The sequence below is a fragment of the Mycoplasma sp. OR1901 genome, assembly GCF_013348745.1.
In the GTDB taxonomy this organism is placed as follows: domain Bacteria; phylum Bacillota_I; class Bacilli_A; order Mycoplasmatales; family Metamycoplasmataceae; genus Mycoplasmopsis.
The window spans coordinates 223348-235890 of sequence record NZ_CP054666.1; the positions used below are offsets into that span (position 1 = coordinate 223348).

At 25.8% G+C, this 12543-nt stretch carries 1 protein-coding gene; it reads left to right on the forward strand.

What is annotated here, in order from left to right:
* Positions 1–317: 317 nt before the first annotated feature.
* The gene (locus tag HTZ87_RS00810; RefSeq protein WP_174892677.1) at positions 318–11960 is read left to right on the forward strand and encodes a hypothetical protein; all 11643 of its coding nucleotides are present in this window, start codon (positions 318–320) and stop codon (positions 11958–11960) included.
* The last annotated feature ends 583 nt before the right edge of the window (positions 11961–12543 follow it).

Genomic DNA, 12543 nt, shown 5'->3' on the forward strand with positions numbered 1-12543 from the left:
ATATAAAATATATTAAAACAGTCGAAAAATGACTGTTTTTTTCTTTTTATTAATACGAAAATTATTTTTAGAATTTATCAATTAATATTTATACTTTTGACTAAAAATTTATGACTTAAAATAATAGTTTAAATATGAAATTAAAATAAATTATTTAAATAAAAAGTTAAATATGTGTATCTAATAACTATATATAAGTGTTTTTGTTTTTTACATAAAATAAATATTTAATACTCCAAAAATATGAATTTGATATAATAAAAAAACAAAGTTACGAATAAGTAAATATATCGTTTATCAATTAAAATGGAGCAGTTATGTCAAAAAATAAAAGTAAAACAACTATACTATTATCAAGTGTTGCAGCTGTAGCGTCAGTTGCTACAGCGGTAGCAATTTTATGAACTTGAAGTAGTAAAAATAATGATTATGAACAAAAATATAAAATTTTAAAAGAATTAATTTCTAAATTAAGTATCGAAAAAGAGCAATTTAGCTCTGATTTTTCAAAACTTGAACCTAGATTTAAAAATAAAGAACAATTTATTAGATTAAATAAAATTAAAAATAATATTTTAGATAAATTAAAGGAATCAATTTCTGAAAAAGAAAAATCACTATCAGAAAATGATTTAAATTTAGTTTTCGATAGAGAAAATGAGTATAAAAATAATGAAAATGGTTTCGAACTAAACGATTATAATAAATCGTTAATTAATGCACAAGAAATTAAAGGATTAATGACTCAAATTCAAGATCCGAATATAAAAGATGAATATTTAAAAAGAATTGTAAAAGATTTAAAATCTGATTTTAAATCTATTTTTAGTAATACCAATGCAACAAAACAGAGTTTATTAGATTACTTAAATAAACAAAATGAAGAGATTCAAAAATGAAAAAAACTTGATAAAGATTTAATTGATCAACTACCATTGGCTTTACAAGAAAAATTTACTAATAAATTAAATGAAGCTGGTGATAATATTTTTGCATTAAAAGAATTAAACAAAGAATTATTAGAGTACAAAAGATTGTCTGATTTAGCGGATAAAATTAATGACGTTTATACAAAAGGTAATATTTTACGTGATTTAAACTCAAGTAATTTAGACGAATTACCCGAAATTGAAGATAAAATTAATAAAATATTAGAAGAAGAATCTAAATCTGACTTCCAAAAATTAAAAGAACAAGTAATCGACTTAAATTCATTAGTTAAAGATTCTAAAGCACATAATGATTTTGAAGAAGAAATAAATGTAGCATCTGAAACAGAATCAATCGATAAGTTATTAGAGACTAAAAAGAAAATAGAAAAATATTTAAAAGAAAATGCTGGGGTAGAAGGATTTATTAAATTCAAAAAAGATTCTTTAATAGAAAAAGTAACAAATTCTAATTTAGATGAAAAGACAAAAAATAAGTTTATTGATAAAATCAACAACGCAGAAGATATTCAAGAGTTAAATAAACTTGAGAAAAAAATCGATGATGCTATTGAACTAAAAATGAACAAGGATGAAGCTAGAAAATTAATTAATTTACTAAACAATCCTAAAAAAGATGAATTATTAACTGAATTAGATGATGCAAAAAATATAGATCAAGTTAATACTGTAGCTAATAAAGCTGCAAAAATATTATCTGAACAAAAACAAAAAGCTAAAGATAAACTTAGCAAATTAGATGGTGATTTTGAAACAAAAAATAATTTTGCTTCTAGAATAGCTGAAGCGGTTAAAGAATCTGAATTTATTGAAATTGCTTCACAAATAGATTTATATATTCAAGATTTAATTAATAAAACTCAAAACGAAATTAATAAAATTGAAGAAAATCCAGAAAAAAGAGCAGACTTACAAAAACGTTTAGATGACGCCAAAAAAGATCCTAACACAAATGCAGGAATATTACTTGGTATTCTAAATGATGCGAGAGCTTTAGAAAACTTTGAAGAATATAGAAAAGAAGCTATTGCAAAAGCTAAAAAACTAACAAATAAAGAACAATCAGACAAATTTATTAATGATTTAAATAATGCTAAAACATTGGATGAAGTTATTAAACTAAAAGACCAAGTTGATACAGCATATCAATTTCAATTAGATAAAGAAAAAGCAATAGAGGCAATCAATAGAGTTAAACATACCGTTAAAAAAGCTGAATTTAATGCAGAGTTAGAAAAAGCTACAACATCAGCAGAATTAGTGTTATTAACTTCTGAAGCTAATAAATATGCAGATTTTGAAAATGCAAATCATTTAAAATATTTACAATTAAAAGATTTTGTTGAAAAAAATGTTAATGATAAAGCTAAAAAAGCTGAATTTAATACAAGATTAGATAACGATTTAAAAGATGCTAATAATCAAGATAATATCAGTCAAGAAGAAGTAAATCAAAAATTAGACGAAACAAATAAAGAGTTAGATAAATTTATTACTAACCAAAAACAATTGTTAGAAGCTATAAAAGAAAGAATTTTAGGTAAATTAGCTCTTGTTAAAGATCAAGATAAAAGTAGACAACTTGAAAATCAAAGAATACTTCTTGATACTGTTGATTCTGCAAAAGAACTAGAAAAAGTAGTTGATGATTTACTACATTTTGAAAGAACTAGAGATAACATTCTTAAAAAAGTTGATAATTTATTAGATAAAAAAGACTATCTTAAACAACTTGAAGATGCTACAAATGTAGATCAATTAAAAGATATCGAAACATTAGTTGATGCTGATTTAATGCGTGAAGCTAAAGAATTAAAAGATGCTAAAGATAATGCGATTGAGAAATTATCTAAAGTATTAGATTCAAACGAAAGTAAAAATGATTGAGCTAATAGAGTGTCAGAAACTAAAGATCCTAAAGTTGTGAATGCTGTTATTGATGAAATTAATCAATACTTAAACACTGTAAAAGAACAAGCTAAAGAAGCTCTTAAAAAAGTTGTTGGAGATGACGAGAAATATTCTGATCTAGATACTAAATTAGCTAATGCTGATTCTGAAGAATTATTTAAAGAAATTAAAACTAAAGCAGAAGAGTTCTTTTCAAATGAATTTGTTAACACAAGCACTTCATTAGAAAATTTATCAAAAGATCACCCAATGTGAAACCAATTTAATGATGAAGTTAAAGCTGCAAAAAATATTCAAGAGTTAAATGCTGCAAAAGAAAAAATTGACTACGCTATACTTGTTGATAAACATAAAAAAGAAGCTAAAGAAGCTCTTAAGAATGTTCAAGATAAAGAAATTTCTAAAGATATTTTATCGAGAATAGAAAGTGCTAACGATGTTGAAACATTAGTTGCTATTAAAAATGAAATTAGTGAACAAGTTAAAGCGGAAAAAGCTGAAATACAATCTAATGTTGATGCTATAAAAGAAGAAATTAAAAAATTATTTACAAATGATAATATCCAAAAATTCAATGATATCGTAGCAAATGACCAAATATCATTAGAAGATTCTAGAAAAGGTTTAGAAGCCGTTAAAGAAGCTTATAAAATAGAACAAGATCAACTTAAAGATGCTAAAAGAGAAGCTCTAATTAAACTTAATAAATTAGATGAATCTCCTGAGAAAACTTCAATAAGAGATCAAATTGAAAATGCACAAAACATCATTAATGATATTACTAATGCAAAACAAGCAATAAAAGATAGAATTAAAAAATTAAAAGACGAAGCTATCGCAGCTACAAATAAATTAAACAACAAAGAAGATCGTGTAACAGAAATTAATGACGCTCAAACACAAGTTGATATTGATAGACTTAAAAATCTTTCAATAAATGAATTTAATAATATTAAAAGCGAAGTGGAACAACTTGCAAATAACACTTTAGATATTGAAGAAAGTTCAACCGAAAAAACAAATACATTAGAACAAATTAGTGTTGCAAATAGTGAAAATGAGCTAAATAAATTAAAAGATCACATTAATGAATTATTAACTAATTACAAGCAAAAAGCAACTAACGAAGCTTCACGCCTAAAACAAGAAACAGTAAACGAAAATAATGTTTTATCAACTGATATCACACCATTAACAAGTCAATCACAAGTAAAACAACGTATTGACGAAGTAAGTAAAATAATTGAAGATAGATTTTCTAAAGCTCATGAAGCCTTAGATAAATTAGTTGGAAATGATCAAGAACACGATGCAAAATTAGCTAAACTTCAAGAATTAGAAGCCAAAAAAGACGTTGTAACAGAAAAAGAAATTACAGATTTAACATCATTAATGGAAAGTATTTTTAATGATGAACACAATGAAACCGATGTTGAACTTCAAAAAGTTACAAACCCAGAACAAAAAGCTAAATTAGAAGAAGAATTTACTAATTCTAATACTATTCAAAAATTAAAAGACTTGAAGAAAAAAATAGCTGTTCAATTAAAAAAAGAACAAATGTTAAATGACTTACCTTCAAAAATTACATTTGATGACCAATTAACAGAATTTAGAAATAAAATTAATGATGAAAACATTGATTCATTAGAAAAATTAGCAAAAATTGAAGAAGAAATAAATCAAAAAAGTGAATACAATAAGTCACTTAAAGAAAAGACAGATGAAATTAATGCTAAACTTGAAAAAATTAACGTTGATAATGAATTAAAAAATTCTTTAAAACAAGAATTAGATAATGCTAGAACTGATGCTCAAGCAGAAGAAGTTCGTACAAAAATTAACCAAAAATTCGATCAACTACGTCATGATGCTTTAGAAGCCATCAAAGGTCTTGAAGGTAGTGATGAAAAATCAATTCAAAATAATGAATTAAACAACGCTGACTTCGAATCAGAATTTATTAAAGTTATTACAGATGCACAAAAAGCATTACAAGACAAAAGAAATAAAGTTATTGCATTAAATGATTCAACTAATACAAATGAAAAAGAAAACTTTAGCACAAGAATCAATGAAGCTAAGGATATAGCAACATTAAACCAAATTGAAAAAGAAATTAATAACCAAGATTCAAGAGAAAAAATTCAAAATATAATTAATGATTTAAATGCATCAAATGAAAAAGATAATTTCCAAACAAGATTAAATAACATTAATAATAGTTCTGATGATTCTGAGCAAGCTTTAAATACATTATTAGAAGAAGTTAAAACAAAAGCTAAAGTGGAAGGTAATGATTTTAGATCTTCATTACAAGAAGCTAAGGATGCTGTGGCTTTATTAGCTGATAACAATACAGAAAAAGATAGATTAACAGCTGAAATAAAAAAATTAGAACAAGCTGAAAAATCTAAACAAATAGCATCAGAAGCTTTAAAAATACGTGATAAAGCTTTAGAAATATTAGCAGCCAAAAGAGTGGAAATTGAAAATTCAATTAAAAGCATAATAGAACCAACAATAAGTGCAAGCGAAACTGCAACAAACCAAACAGCAAAATTTAATGCTTTAATTGCAAAAGTTAAAACTGCAAGAACAGAAACAGACATTAACAATATTTTTGAAGTCGAAGCTAAAGAATACTTAAATTCAATTAGAGAAAAATACACAAATTCTATCAACTCATTATTCCCTGAAAGTCCAGAAAAACAACAATTATTAGAATCAATCAATGAAACTAACGCTGATAATATCAATAAACTTAATGATGCATTAAAAGAAGCTAATAAAAAATTATCTAGCTTAATCGAAGAAATAAACAAAAACATTGAATCTAGCGATAAAAAAGAAGAGTTTAAAAACAAATTAGCTGAAATAAATTCAAATAATGTTCAAGGTGAGAATGGTCAAGAAACTGTTAATAATGATAGATGACAAACAAGATTACCTGATCTTAAGTCTTTATATGACTTAGTTAAAAATCAAAGAACACAAGAAGAAAATGAATTAAGATCATACAAAGAGCAATTAGAAGCTAAGATTAACTCAAAATTATCAGGTGAAAAACAACAACCTGATGTAGCTAACAAAAACCAAAAAACAACACTTCTAGAAGAATTAAATGCTGCAGAAACTCTTGAAAAAGCTAAAGAAATAAGCGCAAAATTAGATAAATTAATTGAAGATAAAAGAACAGTCGCTAAGGCAGCAATAGAATTAACTGAAGGTCATGAAAATCATAACCACTTATTAAGTGAAATTAATGAAAAAGAAATTACTGAAGATAAAATTAATGAACTTCAAAGACAAGCAAGTCAATTTGTTCAAGAAGCTAGAACAAATGCTCAAACTGAAATAGATAAAATAAAAGATCTTGCAACTAAATCTGACTTATTAGAAAAATTAGGAAACCAAGCTAATACAGTTGCTAAAATTAAAGATTTAGAGTTACAAGCTAAAATAATTAACAAAAAAGATGAACTTGAAGAAAAACTTAATAAATTATGAGAAGAAAATAAATCTAACTATAAAGATAGAATAGATGCATTAACAACAAATAATCAAGCAACATTAGATGAATTGGTAAAAATTGAACAAGAAATCGATAATGCTCAAAACAAACAAGATAATGATTTAGAACAAGCAAAACAAGAAGCAAATGCAGTAATCAACAGGTTAAAAAATGGTCATGAAGATTCTACAGAAGATAAAACTAACAAACTAGAAAAAGTTGCTAACGCAACTAATCTTGAACAAATTAAAACAGCTAAAGATGCTGCCCAAGCACTTTTAGATGCCGATCAGACATTAGCAAATGAAGCTCTTGGAAAAATAAATGTTGAAGATTTACCTCAAACATTAGAAGAATCAAATCCTTTAAAAGCAATTGTTGATTTATACAATGAGTTACAAAGATCTAATACTAATTTAGCTAATGAAGAAACTTATGAAGATATTCAAACAAGAGCTAATAAAGCATTTAATGATTATAAAGAAGAAATTAGAAGACAAATTTTAGAGAATGGATCTTCTAAAAAAGATGATTTATTAAGAGAATTAGAACAAGCGCAAACTATTGATAAATTACATCAATTAGCTAATGCTAACGAAGTTTATAAAGAAGCAGATAAAATAACTGAAAAATTAAAAGAGCATGCTGATAACGCTGAAAGAACAAACTTTAATAATGAACTTGAAAACATTGTCAACCATGCTCAACCAAGTACAGATAAAGTTCAAGATGGTCAAACCGTAAGTAAAAAACAAACAGATTTAAATAATCTTAAAGATTTATTAAGAAGAGTTACTGAAGCGGTTGAAACACAAAACGAAGAAATTGAACGTGAACAAACTAGAGCAAATGAAGCTATTAATTTGATAGACGGTAATGATCAAGACGCAACAACTAAAAAACAAGAATTAAAACAAGAGTTGGAAAGAGCAATAGCAAATAAAGATGTAAGCGCTATAAAAGCAATTAAAGATAGAGCTAACGAATACATCAACGCTAAAAGAAATGAAGCTTTAACAGCTTTAAATAAATTAACAGATGGTAAAGTACCTAAAGCAACAATTAATGGTGAAAAAGGTCTACAAGATAAATTTAATGATGCTACAACTCAAACAGAATTTGAAAACATTAAAAAAGAAGTTGAAGATAAGCTAAAAGAATTTAAAGCTAAAGCAGAAAAAGCTAATGAGAAAATTGGTGGTGAGTTAGCTCAAAAATTAACTGAAGCTATACAAGCTAATGATCAAAAACATTACGATGATTTAATTGATGAAGCTAATGCTAAGTTTGAACAATATCAAGAAGAAGCTAGAGCAAAATTACGTGAAGCTAATTTAGAAGATCAAAAAACTTATGCAGATGATATTAATAATGCTGAAAATAAAGAGAAACTAGAAGAAATTAAAAGAAAAATTGCAGAACAAAAAGAATTAGAAACTGCTAAATCACAAGCTAGAATTGAAATTAACAAATTAAAAGACCCTAAAAAGACAGAACTTCTAAATCAACTTAATCAAAATGATGTTACAAAAGAAAAAGCGGATCAATTAAAACAAGAAGCTATTAATTATCTTGAACAGAAAAAACAAGAAGCAAAAATAGCTGCGGCTAAATTTGATAAAACAGATAATGATCCAAACAATAAATATAACATCAAATACAATGAAGCTGTTACTGAAGAAGATTTTGAAAATATTAAAAATAACGCTAATAACGAATTTGATAATCTTGTTAGAAATACAAAAACAAATATTCAACGTTTAAGAGAGGGTGATAGCACACAACAGAAACCAAACGTTGCAGATGTTGATACTAAAACTAAAGCTTCTGAAGTTGAAGAAATGCTTAAACAAGCATTAAATTATGCAAAAGCTTATGCTAATAAAGAAATTGATAAAATTTCTGAACCAAAACGTGATGAATTAAAAAGAAAACTTGAAGCCGCAACAAGTGTTGATGTAATAAATGATATTACTGATCAAGCCAAAGCAATTAATGACTTCCAAAATGCTAAAAATATTGCAAGACAAAATGCTAATACTAAATTAGCAGGACATGAAAAACTGCAAGATATTCTTAGACAAATTGATGAGGCTCAAAATGATGAACAATTAACAAATGCTACTTCACAAATAACTCCGCTTTTAGATGCTGAAGCAAATAAACTTGTAGCAGCTTTAGGAAGATTAGAAGATACAAATAACGTTAAAGTTACACATAGAGATAAAAACGCAAATAATAATTCTGTAGAAGAATTAAGAAACGCTGTTAAAGAAGTTGAAGCCGAATTAAAGAAAAAAGAAGATGCTACAAAAGCAGATATAGAAAAAATTCATTTAACAAGCAATCAAGTTCAAGGTGAATCATTTATCCAGGAATGAAATAGAGATTATCAAAACGCTAATCCAAAAGGTGTAAAGAATAGATTCGATGAAATAGTTGCCAATAAATATGAAAGAGATTTTAAAGAATTATCAAATAGAGTTAATACACTTTTAGATACTAAAAAAGCTTTTGTTAAAGGTAAAATAGAAGCACTTGAAAACTCCGATTTAAAAGAAAGATTAAAAAGGGAAGTTGAGCTTGATTCTAATAAAACATATAATAAATTAGCAGAAATTTACAAAGAAGTTTTAACAGGTAAAACTGAAGAACAAAGAAGACAAAAACTTGAAGAAGTGAAAGCATTAATCGCTAAGTTAAAAGATTATATACCTAGTGAGAAACGTGAAAATTACAATGAAGGATTGGACTCTAAGAATTATGCACAATTAGAAGAAATAAAAAATAGAGTTCAAGCAACATTAAATAAAGAACTTCAAATTGCAAGAAATAATGCTATTGAAGAAGTTAAGAAGTTACCTTCAAAAGTTGCGAGCTACAATAGAGCTAATTGACTTAACCAAATTAATAATTCTCAAAATATAGATAACATTATTTCTATAAAAGATCAAGCTAAAACAAAAAATGATAAAATACTTTCTGATTTACAAGCAAAAATTGACGAAATGCCAGAACAAGCTAGAGGTGATTTAAATAGTAAAAAAGATGTTATTATAAACGCTCAACAACATCCTGATAATGATACTAAAGGTGATAAATTACTTGCTTTACAATCACTTGCTGTAAATACTGTAAATAAATCAAGAGAGTTACAAAGTCTTATTGATTCTAGTTTCCCCGCATCCGGGAATGGTAATTTAGATAATGGCGGAACACAAAGATATAGAGATTGATTGATAAATCATAACTATAGCACTAATAAAGCTGACACAATTGAAGAGATTGATCAAATTATTGCTAATACAAGAGAATTAAAAGCGGCTTATGATGCTGATAAAACTCTTTATGATGAAGGTATTAAAAATAATGTTGAAGCAAGAGAAGCTGCAAAAAATGATTTTAGAAGAGCACTATTCAATATATCGACAAATTCATCTGTTCCAAATATTTCTAATATGACCTTTGATTCTATAAAAAGCACTTTAGAAAACTTAAAAAATCAAATGATAAGAAATAGAGATATTTTCAATTATGTTGGTGAAGCTAAAAGAATTGCAAATACATTATTAGAACATCAAAAAATAAGCGATTGAAACGAAGATACCTTAAATCGTCATAAATGACAACCTAATAATGTTGAAATTCAAATAGTTAAAAATAAAATAGAAGCAATGAAGGCTCTTAAATCAAAATTAGTTGAAATTGATGCTAAATTGAAAGAACCTTCTAATTTTGAGGGTGCAACAGCACTAAAAAATACATTAGTATCACAATGAGAAAGAACAAATTCACTAGGACAACCAAGTGATAATAATGAATCTACAACAGCTAACGGTTTATATAATAATATTTCAAATAATACTAACGGTTTAATTAAAATGGTTAGAGATATTAAAGGTCAAATCAATGAAATAAAAACAGATAGTGAAAAACAAGATTTCATAACAAGTTTAAATCAAGCCACATCAAGATCAGATTTAGAAACTTTAATAACTAAAATTGAAAGACAAAAATTAATTGAAGAAGCAGAACCGTATATTAATAGATTATCTCAAAATACTAAAAACACATATAAAGGCCAAATTAATAAAACACAACCTATTGAAACTGTTAGAACAAGTTTAGCAAACTTAAAAACTTATTTAAGAACAAAACAAGATGATGCTAAAAGATCAATAGCACGTTTAAACGTGAGGCAAGATCAAGAATATTTATTACATAAAGGATATTCAAACAATGATTCAGCAACTGAAGATCAATATAGTTCAGTTTCTAGATATGTTCAACCTATAATTGATGAAAAAGTTGTTCGCTTAAATCATATTATAAATAATTTAGATCGTGTTACACAAGCTCGTTATAGAGTAAACGATCAAATTGATAGTGAAAGAAGTGTGGACGATAAGATAAATGATTCGAATAGGGTGTTCGAGAAATACAAAGAAGTTAAAAAATTAATTACCGATAGATTTAATACATCTAATTTAATAAATTTATATAACGGAAAAGTGGATCAAGATAATAAAACATATGATGGACTAGAAACTATAAAAAGAGAAATTGATAAGAAAATTAATGATGTCAAAAATAGAATTATATCAACCAATTTTGAGACATGACAAATTGCTCAAAACAAGAAAGATGATTTTATTAATAGATGAAATAATTTAAAAGATAGTAATACTGCTAAATTTGAAGAACTAGAAGCATTTGAACGTGATATAAATGCATATAACGAAATAAACGGTTCAAACAAAAGAGCAACTAGCGGAACAAGACCTGAATTTGTTTTAGAATCAGATTCTGGAATAAGTGAAGCTATTGTAGATATTACATTTGCACATTTAGGAGAACATTATAATAACAAAATGTTCTATGCAATTGCTAAAAATATTAATGATGATACCAGAGTAGTTTCTACAGGAAGAAGCGGAACTAGAACACAAGATGACATTAATCGTCTAGGAAAATCTGGACTTTCATTTGTATTCCCTAAAAACAAAGTTAATCATGTAGGTGAATATAAAATTGAAAAAGTTATTTATGCTGATTCGACACTAAATGATGATCAAGTTAAAGCTCAACAAGAAAATATAATTTTAACAAGTGATAGTCATGATTTATCTAAATATGAAGCATTTAAGGTTATAACTTCTTCTCATATTTTCCCGGGAACAATGGCAATTACAAAAAATAGATTTAATGGTTTAGAACAAAGACACAATAATTTAGATATTACTGGACTAAAAATAAAAAATCTTACTCAAAAAGATTTAAATTACGATAGTATCATAATCACATTTATTGATAATAATCCGAATGAACAATATAGACTAAGACCATTAAATAGACAATCAACTTCAACTGATATTTATGCTGAAATTGATAGTAATAATAATTTAAAATTTAAATTATCTACTAATTTATTATTTACTGGTCATAGTTATAAGATAAAATCAATTGAATTTATATTAAATGATAAAACTTATGTATATAGCCCAGATCAAATAGTTTATCCTGAAAGTGAAAAAATAGACTATTCAGATCATACTTTTATAAATAATAATATAGTAGCAGACTAAAACTTTTAAAAGTTAACAATTAAGTTTGTTAACTTTTTTAACGAAATTTAAATAAAATAGTAGATAGAAAGTATTTGTTTAAAAACAAAAATCAATGATGTTTATAAAATAAAAATGAAAGAATTCAGGTTCTTCCGTTGCTAAATTGTAATTTCAAGTACAACACAATTTATATAAAATTGAAATGTGGGGCACTTGAAATTTTTTAATAAAAAATGGATCCACTACGACCGAGGAACCATATGTATTATATACAACAAAAAATACAAGCAAATTACTAAAGAAGAAAGATTCTTCATACAAAAAAGCATTGAAAATAACTATTCTTTAAGGAGTATTGATATAGAATTGAATAGAAATGTTTCATCAATTTCATGTGAATTTAAAAAGGGATTTGATTTCAATACAATAACTTTTGAATAATAGTTTATAAAATAAGTAATATGACTAGAGAAATCTTAGATTGAAAAACATCTGACTAAGAATTTATCAAAGAAAACTATCCTTAATATCTAAATAAAAATCCTAACAAACAATTTTAACACTACTTTTAGATAACGGTGTAGTTTCTTCGTGCCTATAG